We start from the raw sequence: 19,201 nt of genomic DNA, 5'->3' as shown, positions 1-19,201 counted from the left end.
TTTTTGCGGTGTGTATCAGTCGTCTTTTTTGTTCTTCAAGACTTCGCCGGTGGCGGCGTTCAAATCCACGTCCCATTCAACGTTTTTCGCGTCGCGCAATTCGACTTCGTACTCGTAACCGTCGAAGTGGTTGTCGAGGTCACTGTCGGTAATCGTGGCACCCGGATGCAGTTTCAGAACGATCTGGTTCAGCTCTTCCAGTGGCTTGATCTTGCCATCCTTGACCAACTGAGGAATCTGGTCGACAGGCACATCAGCCTGGGCCAAACCAGCGGTGAGGGTCAGAGCGGTAGCGGTGAACAGGGCAGTCAAAGTTTTCATGAGCTTCTTTCCTTGGGTGAGCTGTTTAAGTGGGATCAGGTTAGCTTTTGTAACTTAATCCACCCTTAAAATTCCCTTTGCCTCGACATTCACCAGGCAATGCAAAGCCTGTGGGAGCGAGCCTGCTCGCGATTGGGTCGACTCGGTGCTGTGTCAGACGCCCATTCAATACCCATTATTCTTCAACACCTGACCAACACTCGCCGCCGCCGGACGTTTGTAGAACTTCAACAGCTCGCTGGCGCGGTTGGTAAAGATGCCGTCGACCCCAGCGTCCATGACTTTCTGAAAATCCACCGCATCGTCGATGGTATAGACGTGCACCAGCAGGCCCTGATCGTGGGTGTACTGGTTCATCCACGGTTGCACCAGGTCCGAGTAACTCTGATCGCCGCCCTTGGTGAGCGCCGCGGAAGGCCCGGTGCCGATCGCGCCCTGGGCCTTGGCGTAGTCGACCCAGCGCTGGAATTCGGCTTTGTCCTTCGGTACCTGTTTGGCGTAGTAAGCGGCTTTGTCCTTCTCGCCGGATTCGGCAAACGTCACCTTGGATTTCGGCTCGATGCTGCCTTCGCCCACCCACAGCAGAAGGATCTTCGGTACTTGCGGCATTTCCTTTTGCAGCAGTTCGAGGCTGCTCTTCTCGAAGGTTTGCAGGATCACCTTGCCTTTGCCCTGGCCGACCGTCAGCTCGCTCTTTGCCAGTTTCGATCCGGTCGGGCTTAGCCAGCCACGATCCTGGAGTTTGTCCTTGAGGTCGCGCTCGATGCCGGGAAACTGCTTTGGCTCCTTGGTTTCGATGTACAGGCCTGGCTTGTGCAGCGGGTTGCCCTGGGCGATGTCAATGATCTCATCGAGGGTCAGAATTTTCAGGCCCGCGTAGGAAGGACGCGCGCGCTCCGGGAAAGCCGTGTTGAACCAGCTGCCGGCATCCAGGGTTTTCAGTTCGGCCATGGTGAACGCGTTGGCGGGGCTGTCCTTGCGCTCGGGGAATTTGCTGGCGACATCGGTGGTGCGTTGCAGATTGTTGTCGTGCAAGGCAAACAGCACGCCATCCTTGCTGCGTTGCAGGTCCAGCTCCAGGTAATCGGCACCGAGGTCCCGGGCCAGTTTGTACGCAGCAACGGTGGATTCCGGTGCATCGAACGAGGCGCCACGGTGGGCGATCACCGCCGGATGCGGGATGCCCGCACGTGCGGCCAGCGCAGTGGGGCCGGGCTCGCTTGCGGCGTGGGCCTGACCGAAGCTGAGTAACAGACTCAGCAGCAAGGTGCTTTTGGTGAAGGTCGCAGGCATGCTCGAGATCCTTTCGCGATGGGTTCAAAGACGTCCCTTTTAACAACTGAGCGTTGCCAACGCTATCGCGAGACCGACATAAACGTGTTTAAAGCTGATATTCGTCAGCACTTTTGTGCGCTCGTTTGCAGTACGCTTGGCCGCAATTTCCCCGACAGAGGGAAACCTTCATCGCCCGCCCAGCGTGTAAACCCGATCACCTTTGTGAGGTTTACCATGCGCATCACATCCCAGCTCATCTGCCAGGCCGCCGACCAACTCAACGGCTTTGTCGGCCTCAACCGCAAGACCGGCCACTACATCGTGCGCTTCAGCGAAGACTCTTTCGGCATGGACGTGGCGGACGACGGCATCATTCCCACCAGCGAATTCGTCTGGGCCCCCGGCCCCGAGCAGGCCATGATCCTCAAGCGCGAGTTGATTCAGTTGTTGCTGGATCAGAACATCGACGACCGGATCAACATTACCGAACCGTTAAGGGTGTACATGCAGCGGCGGGAAGTACCGGAGATTTTGGCGGTGAGGCAATCGGTGCAGGGTTGAGTTTTTTGCGGTGATTCGACTGGCCCCATCGCCAGCAGGCTCGCTCCCATCGATCTATTGTGTGAGCGAGATAACGGCGCATCAATTACCGTTCGAACTCATAATCCCGCTCAACCCGGCATACCCGCGTATGGCAATGGGCATACCAGGTCGAGCGCCCCCGTTCCCGAATCGCGCTGTGCTCTGGATGCTGTTTCCACGCCAGGATCGCCACCTCACTGGCCCAGTACGACACGGTAATCCCCAACCCGTCATCGCCCCGTGCCGACTCCACTCCGAGGAATCCCGGCTGTTGGCGGGCCAGTTCGACCATGCGCTCGGCCGCTTCGGCGTAACCCTGGTCACCCTCGGTGCGCAGCGAGGTGAAGATCACGGCGAAGTAAGGGGCTGGCGGGGAGTTGGCGATCATGAGGGCTGCCCCGCGGAGGCCTGGATGAATGCCCGTATCAGGGGCGGCAAGGTGCCCTTGAGCGCGGCGCGTTCGGGTTGGAACAAGGTGGCGACAAAGAACGGATGACCCCGCAGTTCCAGCGCTCGCAAGCCGTGGGCCGAGTCCTGCCCGACGCTGTGAAGGTCATGCCTGAGCAGTGCTCGTTCGAACTCAGGATTCACACCGTAGTTACAGCGGTAGCCTTCACGTATTTCAGAAGTTTCGTACGCCTTGGCGATCAACGAACTCTCAAGCAAATGAATGCTGTCGATGGCTTCCACTAGCGAGCAGGCCAGCGGCGTGAGCAACACCCGCGCAGCGTTGGGCGATGTCTCGCCATGTTCCGCATCCGTCCAGCCCAGCACGTTGCGCGCATATTCCAGCACGGCGTGTTGAAAGCCGCCGCAGGTGCCGAGGAAAGGCAGCCCTTGTTCGCGGGCATAACGAATCGCCCGTAATGCGCCGTCCATGTTGCGGTAGGGGCTGGCGGGCACGCACCAGAAACCGTCGTAGCCATCGAGCGGCGTGTCGGCGTGGATGCTGTCAGTCGCCAGCCAATGCCCTTGCACGTTGTGGCCGCTGTGCTCGGCAGCCATGTCCAGAGCCACGGGAATGGCCTGGTGAGCGGTGACGTGCGGGTCATATTCGCCGATCAGGGCGATGCGGATAACGCGGTTTTCCATGAGCAACCTCGGCGCTTGTTGATTCCTGGCGCTCACTATAAATTGGCGTTCACGCACTCAATATGGGCGTTTTCCCAAGTGATCAATGCAGCGGCGCACTATCGACTGGACTACCCGGACCTGGCCCTGATTCTGGCGTTGGCGCGTGGTGGCTCTCTGGCCCGGGCCTCACAGCTGTTGCGGGTGGACGTCTCGACGGTGTTTCGTGCGGTGCGTCGACTGGAAGCCGCGTTGGGTCAGCAATTGTTCGAAAAGAGCCGCGCCGGCTACTTGCCGACCAGCCTGGCCCAGGCCTTGGCCGAGCAGGCCGAGCGCGCCGAACAGGCACTTGAGGCCGCGCGCATTGGCGTGGAGCAGGGCGGTGAAGTGATCAGCGGCACCGTGCGCCTGACCTGCACCGATTCGGTCCTGCAAGGTTTGTTGCTGCCGGCGCTGGCGCAGTTCATGCCCAATTATCCAGCGTTGACCATCGAACTCAGTACCTCCAACGACTTCGCCAATCTCAGCCGTCGCGACGCCGACATTGCCCTGCGCCTGACCCGTATGCCGCCCGAGCACTTGGTGGGGCGGCGACTGGGGAATATTTCCTACCGCTTGTGCGCCAGCGCCGGTTATTTGAAGTCAGTCGACACTCACGATCTGGCCTCACTCACCTGGATTGCTCCGGACGACTTCCTGGTCGATCACCCCACGGTGGTCTGGCGCCGCCAAGCGCTGCCGGGCGTGACGCCGGGTTATCGCTGCAACAGCATGCTGTCGGTTACGGAGCTGGTACGCGCCGGATTGGGTGTGGCGGCATTGCCGGACTTTTTGATCGGTGATGGATTACAGCCATTGGGCGAGCCGCTGCACGGTTACGACACCGCGCTGTGGCTGCTGACGCGCCCGGATTGCCGCGCCCTGCGCTCGGTGGTGACACTGTTTGATGAGTTGGGGCAGGCACTGAAACTGTCGTGAGGGTGCTCAGGGCTTAGGTGGGTCCTTTCGCACGAAGTGTTGATGCATCCCCGTCGTCAGTTTCACTCTGAAACACATTGCGGTGCGTGATTTGCAGCTACCCACTGTTCGACAGGTCCGCCGAATGTGTCATTTATTACAGCTGATAACAGGCCAGGAACATGTCTAGCGCGGACTCCACAACGGCGGTTTGCTCCGCGGCAGACAAACCTGGCCGGCCCATGGATATCTGCGGCCAGAATGCAAAGGATTTGAGCAGACCCTGGATCTGTTGCGCGGCAAACTCAGGAGCAACCTCTCTCAAGCGACTATCGGCCTGGGCAGCACGAATCCATACAGTCACGCCTTCTTCGCGCTCGCCCATGCGGGCAACCATGCTCTGCGCGCGTTCAGGAGAATGGATGGTGGCTGCGATCGCCACTCGCGCCAGGTCGAGAAAATTGTCATCGCCGAGCATCTGCAGTTTCGCCGCCAGCAGCTGGCGCAACTGATCTCGCAGGGGCAAATCGGAGCGATAGGGCGTTTCCTGCTCTGCCGTTACGCGAATCCATAACTGATTGAGGATTTCGGCGAACAACTCTTCCTTGCTGGGAAAATGGTTATACACCGTGCGCTTCGACACACCGGCAGTGGCGGCGATCTTGTCCATGCTGGTGATGTCGAAACCGTGGGCACGGAACTCGGCAATCGCCGCCTGGATGATGGCTTCGCGTTTGCGGTCGGTGAGGCGCTGTGGAGCTGTCATAAATTAGCTTCGGCAGGAAAAAGGGAAAATTACACTGGAAAGTTTACTTGTGATCCGCTTTGATGCAACCTTGAAACTACACTGTGCAGTGTAATGTTTTGTTAATCCTGCGCAGTGATAAAGAGAACCATCCGGCTGATGCGTGCGTGCCTTGGCCATTTATCGTCCCACCTTGAACAACCGGTTTCTTGCGGTTTTTCTGGAGTCATTCAGTCATGGCCAATACCACTTCCTCCGCGGACATCGTTGCCGCATCTGAAGCGTCCCGTCAGACAGAAGGGCAATACCTCAACCATGCACCCTTCCAACGCGAAGGCTTTCGCAAGACCCTGCGCATCTTGTGGAACGTAATCTTCCACAAGCCCCGCGACACCCGTCCGAGCGCGCCGGTGCCGGTGCAAACCCTGACCCGGGCGGCGCTGATTGCCGCGCCAAACCACAGCGTCTATCGCCTCGGCCATTCCACCGTGCTACTCAAGTTGCGCGACAAATTCTGGATCACCGACCCGGTCTTCGCCGAACGTGCTTCGCCTGTGCAGTGGGCCGGTCCGAAGCGATTTCACCAGCCGCCGATCAGCCTCGACCAATTGCCACCGATTGAAGCGGTGATCCTGTCCCACGATCACTACGACCACCTGGACTATCAGGCAGTGCTGCAACTCGCCGACAAGGCCACGTACTTTCTTACGCCGCTGGGCGTGGGCGAGACCCTGATCAAATGGGGTATCGACGCCAGCAAAATCCGGCAACTGGATTGGTGGCAGGACACCGAAGTCGAGGGCATTCGCTTCATTGCCACCCCCTCACAACACTTTTCCGGTCGCGGCCTGTTCGACGGCAACAGCACCCTGTGGGCCTCGTGGGTGATGATTGACGACAGCACGCGCATTTTCTTCAGCGGCGACAGCGGCTACTTCGACGGTTTCAAACACATCGGCGAACAGTACGGCCCGTTCGACCTTACCCTCATGGAAACCGGCGCCTACAACGTCGAGTGGCCCCACGTGCACATGCAACCGGAAGAAACCCTGCAAGCCCACATCGACCTCAAGGGCCGCTGGCTGCTGCCGATTCACAACGGCACCTTCGACCTGTCGATGCACGCCTGGTACGAACCCTTCGACCGCATCCTGGCCCTGGCTTGGGATCGCAGCGTTTCGATCACCACGCCGCAGATGGGCGAGGCGTTCAACCTGCTGTATCCGCAGCGTGGGGAGGCTTGGTGGTTGGCGGTGGAAGGGGAGAGTGAACGGGTGACTGCGCAGAGCGCGTGAATTGAGTTCCTGAACCGCGCGACTTAACTAAAGACCACTTCAAGTCGGCCTTCTTTGCGTGATCGGGGGGCCGATTTGACGACGATTTGCACATCGCGCCCGAGCAGCAACAGGCACTCCATCATCTTGGCTTCACTAATCCCACGAAACTTTCCGCGCAACATTTCGGAAAGTTTGGGTTGCGACAGTCCTAAGATTTCCGACGCCTGAACTTGGGTCAAATGACGAGCCTTGATGATTTCACCAATTTTGGCGGCCAACTGGGATTTGACTCGCATTTCATTGGAGTCGGGAATCCCAAGGTCTTCATAGACATTGCCGCTGCTTTCTTCGATTTCAATCATTTTCTGATCCTTTCGCATGATCCTGCGCGGCTTGAAGTCTCATCCTGATCAGATCGATGTCGCACTGCGCGGTTTTAATGCCCGTAGTCGACTTTTTCTGAAAACAGTGCAGAACATAAATTGCTCTACCAAAACGAACGGTATAAACGGCGCGGTAGGTGTCCGTATCGAAATCCTCAATCAACTCAAGGACTCCCGCACCTCCAAAACCCTTGAGAGGCGTTGCGGCTGGATGTTTCTTGCCGCTTTGCGCCAGATCGAGAGCGTGACCAAAAACGTCCTGTACATCTGCGGGCATCTGCTTGAGATCTTTCTTGCTGCTGCTAACCCACAGGAGTGGCTTCCTTGTACTCATGCGAAAATATACCTACTTGGGAATAATCGTCAATCGGTGCTTTCGATTACTCAATCATCGCAAAATCCGCCCGCCCCACAGGGTTAGGCGTAGAACCTCTCAAATTCATCCCGCGCCCCGGCGCGAACCCTGGGAAGAACACCAACCCCTCCGACTCAAATCGATAAGCCAATGCCAACCGAGTGACATCCAGCACGTCCTGTTGCGCTTCGAACCGCTCAATCGCCTCAACAGAAACCGAAGCTTCCCGCGACAACTCTTCCACACTCCACCCCAGCATCGCTCGGGCCTGGGCGCAGTGGGCCGGGGTGAATTGGAAGAGGGCGATACGTTCCAGGGTGATTTTCATCGCTTGAGAGGCCATGGGTGTTCTCCGGGCTCGAGAGTGTTGATCCAAAATGTACTGTGTTTTTGTACAGTTGTTTAGGGCCCGAATCAAATGCAATTTTTGATTTGTCTTTTTGGCCGGACGAACGGCGCTGAGCTTATTTATCCGCCAACCCCGGCGCCTCCCGCACAATAAAGTGATCCAGATTTTCAATATTGGCGCTGAACACCCCGAACGTCTGCTCGGGGTTTTTCTTGCTCGGCACCTGCTTCAACTCCGGCGTCACGCCATAGAAAAAGCAATACAACTCCCGTCCACTCTCGATGGCATGCTTGATCTCCTCAAGGAACGCCTTGCGCTTGCGGTAGGTGTCGATCAGCTTTTTGCTCAAGTAAACATTGACCGAATACGGCTTCTTCTCGAACCACACCTTCTTCTCGAAATCGATGCGAAAGCTCTGGGTGTAGTCCTTGATCTCTTTGATCTTGCCCCAGTAAATCAGCCCCCTGTTGTCCTGCAAGTACTCGATTTTTTTGAAGAAGGATCCGTAAGGCGCGGTGTGCTCGCCAATCTTCAGCGGCATGCGCTTGAGCAGGTCCTTGTCGTCGAAGTTCGATACGAAACATTCGACGGGGTGGGCGAAGATGCTGGTTCTGTCGGGTGCCGAATCGCGGCTAGGCGGCTCGTCGCTGCTGGTCACCGATGGCGTTAATGGCTCATCCCGCTGAACGTCTGCGCCCACCGCCGGGCTGGACTCCTTACGCACATATTCACGCCGAATCAGTAACAACTCTGATGGGAAATGCTCCTCACGACTGTCATCCGTTTCCGCACTTTCCGCCTCCACACCCGATGCCGGCGTCTTCAGGCTGACATAAGGACAACCCTCGACATGCCGAGTACTCGGCAGGTTCTTGAAGTGCGGCGTGCGCACGTAATTCACGTTCTTGGCGTTGAACGTGCCCAACTCATTTGCGGCGTCGAATGCCAAACGACAGGCATCGTTGGGACACTGGAAATGCTCTTTCGCGGAATCGAACGCCATGGTCTCGTCGAAATTCAAATCGCGCACGTCATAGATCGACAGCTTGGCGTCGAGGCTGATGCAGTAGGCGAGGTCGAATTTCATGGTGGGCTCGGGTTCGTGAGGGGGAAGGGTATTAATAGCGGGAGGCGAGTCGAGTTGCACTCACTGTCTTCAACACACCGCAAATCCATGGCAAGTCACCCAACCTCTGCAAGCCTGCTCACGATTCCCATCAACGACGCAGTATCCAAGTCGAGTACCGACTCTGTGGCGAGGGAGCTTGCTCCCGCTGGGCTGCGGAGCAGCCCCAAGACCATCGGATCTGGGGCCTGGCACTCATCCTGATTTTCCATTTGTCCCGATAGATAAACGCCACTTGGTAGTCATAGGTAGACAAGCGAATGACATGGAGGAAATGGGGTTGAAGCGTATTGACCCAGTGCGGACCAACGTCAAACCCGCCGTTGTTTATATTGTTTTCGATTGGCATACCAAGCGCCTCGATCACAGAGCCATCATCGCCAAAATCTTGAGACAGCTCCTCCCCTTCGCCTAGCTCGGTTTCCTTGTCGTACCATTCAAGTCTTATTTTCAACCCCATAGCTCACCCTGTTTCATTGCTTGGCACAAGTTCCTATGAAGTACTCCAAGCCCGCAGGAAATCTAACGCCTAAAATTTCGGACAGTGCCGTTACTTGAGACTCGTTCAAAAGTAACTCGCCTGGTTCCATTTCAGCGAGTGGCTTGGATTCAATGAGTTGAGCGACTTTTTCATTGAGTTCACTGCCATCAATGTCCAGTTCGAATTGTAAAGAATCGTCCTTCTTATCGTCCGGATAAAAGCCAGAGATTAATAGGTAGCGCATGTTTTACTCCTTAATTTCTTGAGGTTTTCCTACCCGGTTTCGCTGGTTTTGTTTGCTCGCCGGTAATGTGATTGTATTCACCAAGTTGAATCCCCAGTTTGTCGTATTTTCCACGGCATTACTTTTGTAGTCCCATTCATAAATTCGTCCTTTACGGTCAACCCAGCGGGCGCGCTTCCTTCCACCTCCTTGAACAGATGACTTTGATTTTGCTCGAACTGCATCGGGGAAAGCGGGTAGCGTTTTCGGGTGGTCATAATACGAATGATCCCCCATTTGACTGACAACGATATAAACCGGCCTAACCCCCGACCCCACTGGAAACACAAGAATGAAATCCTTGTACTCAGGCGGATAAACCGGATTCACAATTATGCTGTCAGCCTGTTTCGTCGGCGGGTAAACCCAGATATGCGGCGCCTGCGGAGCAGCTTCCAGTTTGGGGATGTCGAGAATGTCGGAGCCGTCTTCAGCCGGGGTCCAAATCAGTTCGATGCCCTCTCCCAGGTCTGCGACGTATTGGCTCTCGCGCAAAGCGATCTGCACGACATCGACCATTTGCCAATCGCGGTTCTTGCCGGTGTAGAAACCGTAACCCTTGAGGCTGCCGTCAGCTTGCTGTTCGATTTGCAGGCGCACGCGGGTGCGGGCCTGATTGAGGGCGCGGCTTGGAGAATTAGCCTTGTAGTTTAAAGTTGAGTTTTAATTATCACTACAGGTCAAAAATAGAGTCAGGTTGTGTGGGAGTGATATTGCGCAAATTCTCTCGATTTCGTTGATTTGTTTTTCTGTCAGTTTGTAGTCGTACACGTAATCTTCTTCAGTTTTCCAGTCCATTAATGCAGCTAGCTCACCGCTGAGAATTGGGAGTGTTTTTTCATATGACGCGAAATCATCACCATCGCGTACGCCCATTACTGTGTGCTTCAAGGTTCTATTCTCCGTGTCGGATCTGCTGGTTTGGTCTGAGCCCCTGAGTTATGGTCAAACTCACCTAAGTGTTTTCCTCGCTTGTTGTATTTCTCCAATGCACCATGCTGAAAGTCCCATTCATACATCGTACCGGAGCCATCCTTCCAGCGAGGGCGTAAACCGCCACCCTTCATACGTGTTTTGGGTGGTGCCCATTTTGCACTTGGGAATGCGGGTAGTACGCTCGGTTTTGAGTGGTATTTATGAGAAACGCTCACCACAATATAAACCGGCTTCACCAACGACCCCACCGGAAACACAAGAATGAAATCCTTGTACTCAGGCGGATAAACCGGATGCACGATGATGTTGTCAGCCTGTTTCGTCGGCGGGTAAACCCAGATATGCGGCGCCTGCGGAGCAGCTTCCAGTTTGGGGATGCCGAGAATGTCGGAGCCGTCTTCAGCCGGGGTCCAAATCAGTTCGATGCCTTCGCCGAGGTCTGCGACGTATTGGCTCTCGCGCAAAGCGATCTGCACGACATCGACCATTTCCCAATCGCGGTTATTGCCGGTGTAGAAACCGTAACCCTTGAGGGTGCCGTCGGCTTGCTGTTCGATATGCAGGCGCACGCGAGTGCGGGCCTGTTTAAGGGATCGGAGTTGGTCTTCGCTGTAGAGGGCGCTGTCGCCGAGGCTGGGCGTCCAGAACACGGCGACCAGGCCGACCAATACAGCCGTAGTAACTGCACTTACTGAAACTACAGCGCCTATCGCCGGAGCAACGAGGGTGGGAGCGCGAAGTGCCAGTTGGCCAATGCCAAGTGAAAGGGTAGAGCCGCTGACCGTCTGCAAATTCAGCAGACCGCCATTGTCGACCTCGCGAGCCCCGAGCCAGGCGATTTCGCCGTAGTCCTGCAGGCTGTCGGTGGGCACCATCCCCGAAGGATTGGAGTAGTTGATAACCGCGTCCGGCAACTTGCAGGACTTGGCGAAGACGCATCCGACGTGAACCGGTTTCTGTTCGACTTCGGCAACCTGGCGCTTGCGCATGTATTCGTCTTGCCTGGCGAGCATGGCCTCGTAGGCGTTTTGCCGAGCCTCGCGCTGGGCCAGTTCGCTGGGCGTCATGAAGCGGTAGGTGACGTGATGGCCGTCACCTGTCGGCGGGTTTTTAACCCTGGGAATGTCTTTGCTGCCAGCCACTGACTGTCCTTGTGCGTTCGTCCATCGGCAGCCCTGTGAAAGGGCTGCGCGACGTTAGCGAACGGGACAGAGTGTGGCAGTAGGATGGTTCTTGAATGATGCTAGGAAATGTCTTTGTTTCTCAGGATTGTGGAGAGTGATCTTTTTCCGTCGCCACGGATTTACGGTGCACGCTTATTCGGGTTTCAACCGCTTCACCTTTGCATAAAGCAAAGCAGTGAACTCATCTCGATCACTCGAATGATGACACCGTCGATGGCAGTTCGGACATAGCGCTACAGCGTTGCTGGGACGGTCTGAACCTTCCTGTGCCAAATGCTTAACGTGGTGAACTTCAAGAAACGGGTTTCCCGACTTTTCAAACGGGGCAGGTTGGCCACACCCCTCGCATTTACCTTCAGCTTGTTGGCGAACCCACGCTCTCACTTCAGGATCGCGGACATACGACTTTCCGCTGGACTGAGTCTGCTGTGGTTTCTCAATCCCCTTCGGCACGACTTTAATCGGTTGGCGCTCAAGCTTTGCAGCTCGCTGCTCTAGCGTCGCCTCGTCCGCTGTCGGGGCGAAGTCTTCGGGAGTCAAAGGGCCTGGAGCATTGAGTGCTTCACGGATGCTCTTCGTGACATTAGCGCCGACATTCTTGGCGGGTTTGTAGCCCACGATGCGATCACGCCCGAGTTCGACTAGCACGGTAGAAATGTTCTGCATACGAAACTCAACAGAACCTTTAGTGCGACCTGCCAAAACACCCTCGCGTAGTACGCGATTTTCATGAGCCTTGTTGATCGCCTGACCGTTCTGCTCGCGAGACAGCATGCTGAGATAGGCATCCACCGCAGCCTGAATTTCTACCTCACTCCAATCGCCGTTGCTCTTTTCCGTATCCATACAATCGCCGAGGGTTAAATACCCTCGGACGATACTGAGTGACAACTACGACTGTCTACGAAAATTCCTACGCAAAGAAGCGAGGATTCTTGCAGGCGGTCCTATAGGTACGGCACCTAACCCATCGAATGCTTCGACGACTGAAACACCCCCGCTACTTTTCGCCACCACGGCTTCAATACTGTCGCCCGTCGCTGCGGTTGATCGTGCAACAGATACGGCATGTCCCGCAGCCGAATCCAACCTTCATCCTGCCAATGCAGCATGCTCAACGACATCTCCGGCCAATCCAACAGGCTCAACATCGGTCGATCCGAATTTTCAGATTGCTCCGCATCGCGCAAGGCCGGCACCACCTGGTGGGTCAACCACTCACGCAGCAAGCGATTCCCAGGAACGTAGTGATACACCAACAGCGCATAGACAACGGATTCGCTGAGCATCAGCTGTTTTTGGGGTTGCCGAAAATATTCAATCCACAAAGCACGACGCTGATCTTTGTCGAGTTTGCTGACCATCCGATCACTCAGATGGACACCCATCAAGCGGCCGATATCGCGGGCACAGAACCATGGTTGGTCTTCAAGGAGGAGAGCGTGAAGGAAGAGATTGTGGCGGTTGAAAGTTGTCGGGATATAGGGATCAGGGATGACTGATCGGACTGGAATTTCTGTAGACATTTCCTTTACCTCTACGTTCGAAATTGAAGAGGGCCCGAACCCGACGTAGAGGGCCTTTGAATCCCCAACAGCCTGTTCCTCTCACGGAGTTGCGCATGTATGGCCAATGCCAGCATGCGTTTTGTGTGAGGGGATAAGCTTCTACGTTGGGCGTTTCTTAGGCACCTGCATAGAGCTTAGAGACGCTTCGAATGATGATCAATGCCGATAAATCTGGAATTGCTGTAGGCGCTTTTGCATTTGATGAGAGCGCGAGTAAGAATTTTCCCACTCCATAAAAAAAGCCCCGATCAGATCGGGGCTTTTTGATTTTCGATTTGCCGATTCAAGTCGTCAAATCGCGGCGAGCTCTGGAATCAATCCCAGCTAAGCGCACCACCAGTCTGATACTCAATAACCCGAGTCTCAAAGAAGTTCTTCTCCTTCTTCAAGTCCATAATCTCGCTCATCCAAGGGAACGGGTTAGTCGTCCCTGGGTACTCTTCCTTCAGACCAATCTGCGACAGACGACGGTTAGCGATGAACTTCAGGTAGTCCTCCATCATCGCTGCGTTCATGCCCAGCACGCCGCGAGGCATGGTGTCACGAGCGTATTCGATCTCCAGCTGAGTACCCTGCAGGATCATCTGGGTTGCTTCTTCCTTCATTTCGGCATCCCACAGGTGTGGGTTTTCGATTTTGATCTGGTTGATCACGTCGATGCCGAAGTTCAGGTGCATGGATTCGTCGCGCAGGATGTACTGGAACTGCTCGGCGACGCCGGTCATTTTGTTGCGGCGGCCCATGGAGAGGATCTGGGTGAAGCCGCAGTAGAAGAAGATGCCTTCCAGAACGCAGTAGTAGGCGATCAGGTTGCGCAGCAGTTCCTTGTCGGTTTCGACGGTGCCGGTTTCGAACTTCGGATCGGAGATCGAACGGGTGTATTTCAGGCCCCAGGTGGCTTTTTTCGCGACCGATGGGATCTCATGGTACATGTTGAAGATTTCGCCTTCATCCATGGCCAGCGATTCGATGCAGTACTGGTAGGCGTGGGTGTGGATCGCCTCTTCGAAGGCCTGGCGCAGGATGTACTGGCGGCATTCCGGGTTGGTGATCAGACGGTACACGGCCAGGACCAGGTTGTTGGCAACCAGGGAGTCGGCGGTGGAGAAGAAGCCGAGGTTGCGCATCACGATGCGGCGCTCGTCGTCGGTCAGGCCTTCCGGGTTTTTCCAGAGGGCGATGTCGGCGGTCATGTTGACTTCTTGCGGCATCCAGTGGTTTGCGCAGCCATCCAGGTACTTCTGCCAGGCCCAGTCGTACTTGAATGGCACGAGTTGGTTGAGGTCGGCGCGGCAGTTGATCATGCGCTTTTCGTCAACGGCGACACGGGCGGAGGCGCCTTCGAGTTCGGCCAGACCTTCGGCGACGTCGAGGGAGTCCAGGGCAGCCTTGGCACGGGCAACAGCGGCAGAGTCAGCAGCGGTTACGGCACGGGCTTCAAGGGCGGCGGCACCGCCAGCGCTGTCGAGACGGTCCATGTTGGCTTCGGTGGCGTGGCCAGCGTTAGCGCTCTTGACTGCAACTTCCGTGTCTTCTTTGTCGAATTCGTCCCAGCTCAGCATGACGTGTCGTCTCCTGCGTGAGGGCCAGATTGCCCGTGTGAAATTGATTAGTCGGTATTTCACACGGCCGTACTGGCCGCGTTGGATCTAAAGGAATCGTTTTTTGCACCAGCCAAGGCAGGCAATAAAACAGAATTTTGTACGGGGTTCCGAGAGCCTCTGATGGGCGCAATCAGCATCGAATGCTGCTGCGGGGCTTCAGACTGGCTATTCATCCCTGTAAGGGGATATTGCAGGCCCGTTTAAGGCCGCATTATAGGGAAATTTTTACGGTCGTGGTGGGGCGAATCCGCGCATGGAGCGGACGAGAGGGCAGGTTTTTCGGTCAGAGCGAGGGTTTACAGGGCTTTGGCGGGTGAAGATTTTTTTTCGTTAATTGTGCTCGAATCCGGATTTGCTCAAAAAACAGTCAAAAAATGGCGTTTTTCACTACATCTTGTGTTTCGGAGTGCTTTTCGACGACTGCAAACACAACTGAGCCCGACCGGAGCCGGGCTGAAATCGTCCATCGGCAAACGCTTGGATGAGCCGATCCGGTGCAGTTGAATCAGCCGCTGGAGCAGCCATTGCCCATGACGCTGTAACGCAGGATATGCCGCTGACCTTTAGAGTCGTCGTATTCCATTTTCGCCGGGACAACTTCACAGATATTGGGGACTTCGCTCATGGAGACAACTTTGGCGATGTCCAGGTGCATCGAGTAAGTGTATTCCTCGATAGCCGGTTTTTGCTGCGCGACATCAGTCTGAACCTCGTCTGCCATGGCGGTTGCGCACAGACTGCTGAGGGCCAGAACCAATAAAGCTTTCATCTGAAATATACCTTTCTGAGGTCGAGTGGGGTCACGCAACCTTTATGGGGTTGCGTGTGGATCTAACGACTTGGATTTGGGTTAACTGCCTTCGTGGGGGCTGTAACTTGGTTAACTCAGGTTGCCGGGTTGGCGAAGCGAATTTTAGGCGTGGGGGTTACATTCATACAGGCGTGCTTTTGATAAACACCTTTGACAGTTTTCGTAACAATCATTGAAAACCACCTGTGGGCGCCGGCTTGCTGGCGATATTGGCGACGCGGTGTGTCAGGTCGACCGTCATCGCTGGCACGCCTGCTCCTGCAGGGTTCGGGGGCGATAGGAAGTCGCTGGAATTCGTATTCACGACATTTTGTAGGGCCTTGTTACTACCATCGTCGAATGGTTCTATAGGCCCGGCCCGGGCTACAACGGGGCCATACAAAAACAACTATTCCACCGAGGTAAGAAAGATGAGTGCGGCTTCCCTGTATCCCGTTCGTCCCGAGGTTCTGGCCAACACGCTGACCGACGAGGCGACCTACAAGGCCATGTACCAGCAGTCGGTCGTCAACCCGGACGGCTTCTGGCGCGAGCAAGCCAAGCGCCTCGACTGGATCAAGCCTTTCACCACGGTGAAGCAGACTTCCTTCGACGATCACCATGTCGACATCAAATGGTTCGCCGACGGTACCCTGAACGTTTCCTACAACTGCCTCGACCGTCATCTGGCCGAGCGCGGCGATCAAATCGCGATCATCTGGGAAGGCGATGACCCTTCCGAGAGCCGCAACATCACCTACCGCGAACTGCACGAACAAGTCTGCAAATTCGCCAACGCCTTGCGTGGCCAGGACGTTCACCGCGGCGACGTGGTGACGATCTATATGCCGATGATCCCCGAAGCCGTGGTCGCCATGCTGGCCTGTACCCGGATCGGCGCGATTCACTCGGTGGTGTTCGGCGGTTTCTCGCCGGAAGCCCTGGCCGGCCGCATCATCGACTGCAAGTCGAAAGTGGTGATCACCGCCGACGAAGGCATTCGTGCCGGCAAGAAAATCCCGCTCAAGGCCAACGTCGACGACGCCCTGACCAACCCGGAAACCAGCAGCATCCAGAAAGTCATCGTGTGCCAGCGCACCGGTGGCGACATCAAGTGGAACCAGCATCGCGACATCTGGTACGAAGACCTGATGAAAGTGGCAGGCACCGTGTGTGCGCCGAAAGAGATGGGCGCCGAAGAAGCGCTGTTCATCCTTTACACCTCAGGTTCCACCGGCAAGCCGAAGGGTGTGCAGCACACCACCGGCGGCTATCTGTTGTACGCCGCCATGACCCACGAGCGCGTGTTCGACTACCGCCCGGGCGAAATCTACTGGTGCACCGCCGACGTCGGCTGGGTCACCGGCCACAGCTACATCGTCTACGGCCCACTCGCCAATGGCGCGACCACGTTGCTGTTCGAAGGCGTGCCGAACTATCCGGACATCACCCGGGTGGCGAAGATTGTCGACAAGCACAAGGTCAACATCCTTTACACCGCGCCGACCGCGATCCGCGCGATGATGGCTTCGGGCACCGCCGCTGTTGAAGGCGCCGATGGCAGCAGCCTGCGCTTGCTCGGCTCGGTGGGTGAGCCAATCAACCCGGAAGCCTGGGACTGGTACTACAAGAATGTCGGCAAGTCCCGTTGCCCGATCGTCGATACCTGGTGGCAGACCGAAACCGGCGGCAACATGATGAGCCCACTGCCGGGCGCGCACGCGCTCAAGCCGGGTTCTGCGGCACGTCCGTTCTTCGGTGTGGTGCCGGCCCTGGTGGACAACCTCGGCAACATCATCGAAGGCGAGGCCGAGGGCAACCTGGTGATTCTCGATTCGTGGCCAGGCCAGGCGCGTACGCTGTATGGCGACCATGACCGCTTCGTCGATACCTACTTCAAGACCTTCCGTGGCATGTATTTCACCGGTGATGGCGCCCGTCGCGATGCCGATGGTTACTACTGGATCACCGGTCGCGTGGACGACGTGCTCAACGTGTCCGGCCACCGTATGGGCACGGCCGAGATCGAAAGCGCGATGGTCGCGCACCCGAAAGTCGCCGAGGCCGCTGTGGTCGGCGTGCCGCACGACATCAAGGGGCAGGGCATCTACGTGTATGTCACCCTTAAAAATGGTGAAGAGCCGAGCGAGCAGCTGCGCCTGGAATTGAAAAACTGGGTGCGCAAGGAGATTGGTCCGATCGCTTCGCCGGATGTCATCCAGTGGGCGCCGGGCCTGCCGAAAACCCGTTCGGGCAAGATCATGCGCCGTATTCTGCGCAAGATCGCGACGGCTGAGTACGATGGGTTGGGCGATATCTCCACCCTGGCCGACCCGGGTGTGGTGCAGCATTTGATTGATACGCACAAGACGATGAATGTGGCGTAAGCGCTGATACCGCGTCACAGAAAGCCCCGTCAGGTGTTGAGCCTGGCGGGGCTTTTTTGTGGCTGAGGGTCTTGTGTTGGCTGGGCTGGCCGCATCGCTGGTAAACCAGCTCCCACAAGGATTTGCGGTAATCCCAAAACCTGTGAGAGCTAGCCTGCTAGCGATGGCGGTCTGTCAGTCAGCAATCAAGCATGGGCCAATAATTATCGGCTTCTCTGTGGGACGCTTCCTACTGTTACCCCCCGATCTTTCCGGTTACTGAATGTGTAACCGCATCGCGCCGATCCGGGGCATTGGGAAACGCCGTGCCCAGAATCAGGGCTTTAGAACCACCCGCAAAAAATAAGAACCAACGCCAAGCTTGCCGGATTAGAAGGCTTTGCCAATAATAGGCCCGCAATTTGCAGCATAGATCGGTTCACTGTCTTTTGCTCTTGCATGATTTTGCAGGGGTGTCAACGTGCCCAAACGGGTTTCTCGGTGCATCTGTAATTAGTTGTCGCATTGAAGAAATATCGGCTTCGGGCCTGTCGTTAGAATGCCGATCACTCGCTCGTCGTTGCAGGTGTTGAATTTCAACATCTGCTTCCCAGGACGCAGCACTGCTTTGCGGTTCCACTCATTCGCATATTGGGCTAATGCTCACTCTGCCGTTTCAGCCCTTTACCGATGGAGTCCCAACATGAAGAAACTCGTGCTGCTTGGCGCCCTGGCACTTGCCTCCGTGCTGTCCCTGCCGACCTTCGCCGACGAAAAACCTCTGAAGATCGGTATCGAAGCGGCTTACCCTCCGTTCGCTTCGAAAGCACCGGATGGCAGCATTGTTGGTTTTGACTACGACATCGGCAACGCCCTGTGCGAAGAGATGAAGGTCAAGTGTGTGTGGGTCGAGCAAGAGTTCGACGGCCTGATCCCGGCACTGAAAGTGCGCAAGATCGACGCGATCCTGTCGTCCATGTCGATCACTGAAGACCGCAAGAAGTCCGTGGACTTCACCAACAAGTACTACAACACCCCGGCTCGCCTGGTCATGAAGGCCGGCACTCAGGTCAGCGAAGGCCTGACCGAGCTCAAGGGCAAGAACATTGGCGTGCAGCGTGGTTCGATCCACGAGCGTTTCGCCCGCGAAGTCCTGGCCCCGTTGGGTGCCGAGATCAAGCCTTACGGTTCGCAGAATGAAATTTACCTCGATGTGTCCGCCGGTCGCCTCGACGGCACCGTGGCAGACGCTACCTTGTTGAATGACGGCTTCCTGAAAACCGACGCCGGTAAAGGCTTCGCTTTCGTTGGCCCGGCGTTCACCGACGTTAAATACTTCGGCGATGGCGTGGGTATCGCCGTTCGCAAAGGTGACGCGTTGAAAGACAAGATCAACACCGCGATCGCTGCCATCCGTGAGAACGGCAAGTACAAGCAAATCCAGGACAAGTACTTCGACTTCGACATTTACGGCAAGTAAATACGTCGCAACGACAAGTCCGAAATGGCGCAAGCAGCAGGATCTCTGAGGTTTGCGCCATTTTTTCA

At 56.2% G+C, this 19,201-nt stretch carries 21 protein-coding genes and 1 pseudogene; 5 read left to right on the top strand and 17 right to left on the bottom strand.

Going from position 1 to position 19,201, the window contains the following annotated elements; all coding sequences use genetic code 11:
- Positions 1 to 15: 15 nt before the first annotated feature.
- Positions 16 to 321: a PepSY domain-containing protein gene (locus BVK86_RS04915; RefSeq protein WP_075945368.1), complete on the bottom strand. Its 306-nt coding sequence runs from the start codon at positions 319 to 321 to the stop codon at positions 16 to 18.
- A 165-nt stretch (positions 322 to 486) separates the two neighbouring features.
- Positions 487 to 1,614, bottom strand: coding sequence for a glycerophosphodiester phosphodiesterase (locus tag BVK86_RS04910; protein ID WP_075945367.1), 1,128 nt, complete (start codon positions 1,612 to 1,614; stop codon positions 487 to 489).
- 216 nt (positions 1,615 to 1,830) lie between these two features.
- Here BVK86_RS04910 and BVK86_RS04905 point away from each other — a divergent pair, with 216 nt between their 5' ends.
- Positions 1,831 to 2,157 (top strand): DUF2025 family protein, encoded by a 327-nt coding sequence (locus tag BVK86_RS04905; protein ID WP_075945366.1) that lies wholly within the window; start codon positions 1,831 to 1,833, stop codon positions 2,155 to 2,157.
- 85 nt (positions 2,158 to 2,242) lie between these two features.
- Here BVK86_RS04905 and BVK86_RS04900 read toward each other — a convergent pair whose 3' ends face one another.
- On the bottom strand, positions 2,243 to 2,566 hold the full coding sequence (locus BVK86_RS04900) for an antibiotic biosynthesis monooxygenase family protein (RefSeq protein ID WP_075945365.1): 324 nt from the start codon (positions 2,564 to 2,566) through the stop codon (positions 2,243 to 2,245).
- A complete protein-coding gene (locus BVK86_RS04895) occupies positions 2,563 to 3,270 on the bottom strand; it encodes a CTP synthase C-terminal region-related (seleno)protein (protein WP_075945364.1) in 708 nt (235 codons plus the stop codon). Before BVK86_RS04895 ends, BVK86_RS04900 begins: the two co-directional genes overlap by 4 nt.
- A gap of 15 nt (positions 3,271 to 3,285) precedes the next feature.
- Here BVK86_RS04895 and BVK86_RS04890 point away from each other — a divergent pair, with 15 nt between their 5' ends.
- Positions 3,286 to 4,227 (top strand): LysR family transcriptional regulator, encoded by a 942-nt coding sequence (locus tag BVK86_RS04890; RefSeq protein WP_075945363.1) that lies wholly within the window; start codon positions 3,286 to 3,288, stop codon positions 4,225 to 4,227.
- Positions 4,228 to 4,363: 136 nt separating this feature from the next.
- Here the strand turns inward: BVK86_RS04890 and BVK86_RS04885 are convergent, their stop codons facing one another.
- A complete protein-coding gene (locus BVK86_RS04885; RefSeq protein ID WP_075945362.1) occupies positions 4,364 to 4,972 on the bottom strand; it encodes a TetR/AcrR family transcriptional regulator in 609 nt (202 codons plus the stop codon).
- A 215-nt stretch (positions 4,973 to 5,187) separates the two neighbouring features.
- On the opposite strand from BVK86_RS04885, the gene BVK86_RS04880 reads away from it, so the two are divergent.
- Positions 5,188 to 6,246 (top strand): MBL fold metallo-hydrolase, encoded by a 1,059-nt coding sequence (locus BVK86_RS04880; RefSeq protein ID WP_075945361.1) that lies wholly within the window; start codon positions 5,188 to 5,190, stop codon positions 6,244 to 6,246.
- A 23-nt stretch (positions 6,247 to 6,269) separates the two neighbouring features.
- Here the strand turns inward: BVK86_RS04880 and BVK86_RS04875 are convergent, their stop codons facing one another.
- The 12 genes and pseudogenes from BVK86_RS04875 to BVK86_RS04815 all read right to left on the bottom strand — a co-directional run bounded on the left by BVK86_RS04875 (position 6,270) and on the right by BVK86_RS04815 (position 15,266).
- A complete protein-coding gene (locus tag BVK86_RS04875; protein ID WP_075945360.1) occupies positions 6,270 to 6,590 on the bottom strand; it encodes a helix-turn-helix domain-containing protein in 321 nt (106 codons plus the stop codon).
- Positions 6,583 to 6,945 (bottom strand): type II toxin-antitoxin system RelE/ParE family toxin, encoded by a 363-nt coding sequence (locus BVK86_RS04870; RefSeq protein ID WP_075945359.1) that lies wholly within the window; start codon positions 6,943 to 6,945, stop codon positions 6,583 to 6,585. The genes BVK86_RS04875 and BVK86_RS04870 overlap by 8 nt, the downstream gene beginning before the upstream one ends.
- Positions 6,946 to 6,991: 46 nt before the next feature.
- Positions 6,992 to 7,309 carry a helix-turn-helix domain-containing protein gene (locus BVK86_RS04865; RefSeq protein ID WP_075945358.1) on the bottom strand — a complete coding sequence of 106 codons (318 nt, stop codon included), beginning with the start codon at positions 7,307 to 7,309 and terminating at the stop codon, positions 6,992 to 6,994.
- Positions 7,310 to 7,430: 121 nt separating this feature from the next.
- Positions 7,431 to 8,402 carry a hypothetical protein gene (locus BVK86_RS04860; RefSeq protein ID WP_075945357.1) on the bottom strand — a complete coding sequence of 324 codons (972 nt, stop codon included), beginning with the start codon at positions 8,400 to 8,402 and terminating at the stop codon, positions 7,431 to 7,433.
- A 130-nt stretch (positions 8,403 to 8,532) separates the two neighbouring features.
- Positions 8,533 to 8,901, bottom strand: coding sequence for a colicin E3-like toxin immunity protein (locus BVK86_RS04855; protein WP_083659302.1), 369 nt, complete (start codon positions 8,899 to 8,901; stop codon positions 8,533 to 8,535).
- A gap of 13 nt (positions 8,902 to 8,914) precedes the next feature.
- Positions 8,915 to 9,166 carry a pyocin S6 family toxin immunity protein gene (locus tag BVK86_RS04850; protein WP_075945356.1) on the bottom strand — a complete coding sequence of 84 codons (252 nt, stop codon included), beginning with the start codon at positions 9,164 to 9,166 and terminating at the stop codon, positions 8,915 to 8,917.
- A 10-nt stretch (positions 9,167 to 9,176) separates the two neighbouring features.
- Positions 9,177 to 9,832 (bottom strand): annotated as a pseudogene (locus BVK86_RS04845) (S-type pyocin domain-containing protein); the annotation flags it as partial.
- A 260-nt stretch (positions 9,833 to 10,092) separates the two neighbouring features.
- A complete protein-coding gene (locus tag BVK86_RS04835) occupies positions 10,093 to 11,283 on the bottom strand; it encodes a colicin E3/pyocin S6 family cytotoxin (RefSeq protein ID WP_075945354.1) in 1,191 nt (396 codons plus the stop codon).
- Between the two features lie 174 nt (positions 11,284 to 11,457).
- Positions 11,458 to 12,171, bottom strand: coding sequence for an HNH endonuclease (locus tag BVK86_RS04830; protein ID WP_075945353.1), 714 nt, complete (start codon positions 12,169 to 12,171; stop codon positions 11,458 to 11,460).
- Positions 12,172 to 12,287: 116 nt separating this feature from the next.
- Positions 12,288 to 12,851, bottom strand: coding sequence for a BRO-N domain-containing protein (locus tag BVK86_RS04825; RefSeq protein ID WP_408002946.1), 564 nt, complete (start codon positions 12,849 to 12,851; stop codon positions 12,288 to 12,290).
- A 356-nt stretch (positions 12,852 to 13,207) separates the two neighbouring features.
- Positions 13,208 to 14,455, bottom strand: coding sequence for a ribonucleotide-diphosphate reductase subunit beta (locus BVK86_RS04820; protein WP_075945352.1), 1,248 nt, complete (start codon positions 14,453 to 14,455; stop codon positions 13,208 to 13,210).
- 547 nt (positions 14,456 to 15,002) lie between these two features.
- Positions 15,003 to 15,266 (bottom strand): DUF2790 domain-containing protein, encoded by a 264-nt coding sequence (locus BVK86_RS04815; RefSeq protein ID WP_075945351.1) that lies wholly within the window; start codon positions 15,264 to 15,266, stop codon positions 15,003 to 15,005.
- A 452-nt stretch (positions 15,267 to 15,718) separates the two neighbouring features.
- Here BVK86_RS04815 and acs point away from each other — a divergent pair, with 452 nt between their 5' ends.
- Positions 15,719 to 17,674 (top strand): acetate--CoA ligase, encoded by a 1,956-nt coding sequence (gene acs / locus BVK86_RS04810; RefSeq protein WP_075945350.1) that lies wholly within the window; start codon positions 15,719 to 15,721, stop codon positions 17,672 to 17,674.
- A 682-nt stretch (positions 17,675 to 18,356) separates the two neighbouring features.
- A complete protein-coding gene (locus tag BVK86_RS04805) occupies positions 18,357 to 19,133 on the top strand; it encodes an ABC transporter substrate-binding protein (protein WP_075945349.1) in 777 nt (258 codons plus the stop codon).
- Positions 19,134 to 19,201: the final 68 nt, after the last annotated feature.

Origin of the sequence: Pseudomonas reinekei, from assembly GCF_001945365.1 — a bacterium.
GTDB classification, from domain to species: domain Bacteria; phylum Pseudomonadota; class Gammaproteobacteria; order Pseudomonadales; family Pseudomonadaceae; genus Aquipseudomonas; species Aquipseudomonas reinekei.
This window is presented reverse-complemented; position numbering and strand designations above follow the sequence as displayed.

What these genes read in the sequence shown, in the direction of transcription:
- BVK86_RS04830 (WP_075945353.1), bottom strand. Translation starts at nt 12,171, where the DNA reads ATGGATACGGAAAAGAGCAACGGCGATTGGAGTGAGGTAGAAATTCAG.
- BVK86_RS04875 (WP_075945360.1), bottom strand. Translation starts at nt 6,590, where the DNA reads ATGATTGAAATCGAAGAAAGCAGCGGCAATGTCTATGAAGACCTTGGG.
- BVK86_RS04895 (WP_075945364.1), bottom strand. Translation starts at nt 3,270, where the DNA reads ATGGAAAACCGCGTTATCCGCATCGCCCTGATCGGCGAATATGACCCG.
- BVK86_RS04870 (WP_075945359.1), bottom strand. Translation starts at nt 6,945, where the DNA reads ATGAGTACAAGGAAGCCACTCCTGTGGGTTAGCAGCAGCAAGAAAGAT.
- acs (WP_075945350.1), top strand. Translation starts at nt 15,719, where the DNA reads ATGAGTGCGGCTTCCCTGTATCCCGTTCGTCCCGAGGTTCTGGCCAAC.
- BVK86_RS04855 (WP_083659302.1), bottom strand. Translation starts at nt 8,901, where the DNA reads ATGGGGTTGAAAATAAGACTTGAATGGTACGACAAGGAAACCGAGCTA.
- BVK86_RS04900 (WP_075945365.1), bottom strand. Translation starts at nt 2,566, where the DNA reads ATGATCGCCAACTCCCCGCCAGCCCCTTACTTCGCCGTGATCTTCACC.
- BVK86_RS04910 (WP_075945367.1), bottom strand. Translation starts at nt 1,614, where the DNA reads ATGCCTGCGACCTTCACCAAAAGCACCTTGCTGCTGAGTCTGTTACTC.
- BVK86_RS04850 (WP_075945356.1), bottom strand. Translation starts at nt 9,166, where the DNA reads ATGCGCTACCTATTAATCTCTGGCTTTTATCCGGACGATAAGAAGGAC.
- BVK86_RS04815 (WP_075945351.1), bottom strand. Translation starts at nt 15,266, where the DNA reads ATGAAAGCTTTATTGGTTCTGGCCCTCAGCAGTCTGTGCGCAACCGCC.
- BVK86_RS04805 (WP_075945349.1), top strand. Translation starts at nt 18,357, where the DNA reads ATGAAGAAACTCGTGCTGCTTGGCGCCCTGGCACTTGCCTCCGTGCTG.
- BVK86_RS04820 (WP_075945352.1), bottom strand. Translation starts at nt 14,455, where the DNA reads ATGCTGAGCTGGGACGAATTCGACAAAGAAGACACGGAAGTTGCAGTC.
- BVK86_RS04825 (WP_408002946.1), bottom strand. Translation starts at nt 12,851, where the DNA reads ATGTCTACAGAAATTCCAGTCCGATCAGTCATCCCTGATCCCTATATC.
- BVK86_RS04880 (WP_075945361.1), top strand. Translation starts at nt 5,188, where the DNA reads ATGGCCAATACCACTTCCTCCGCGGACATCGTTGCCGCATCTGAAGCG.
- BVK86_RS04915 (WP_075945368.1), bottom strand. Translation starts at nt 321, where the DNA reads ATGAAAACTTTGACTGCCCTGTTCACCGCTACCGCTCTGACCCTCACC.
- BVK86_RS04860 (WP_075945357.1), bottom strand. Translation starts at nt 8,402, where the DNA reads ATGAAATTCGACCTCGCCTACTGCATCAGCCTCGACGCCAAGCTGTCG.
- BVK86_RS04885 (WP_075945362.1), bottom strand. Translation starts at nt 4,972, where the DNA reads ATGACAGCTCCACAGCGCCTCACCGACCGCAAACGCGAAGCCATCATC.
- BVK86_RS04905 (WP_075945366.1), top strand. Translation starts at nt 1,831, where the DNA reads ATGCGCATCACATCCCAGCTCATCTGCCAGGCCGCCGACCAACTCAAC.
- BVK86_RS04865 (WP_075945358.1), bottom strand. Translation starts at nt 7,309, where the DNA reads ATGGCCTCTCAAGCGATGAAAATCACCCTGGAACGTATCGCCCTCTTC.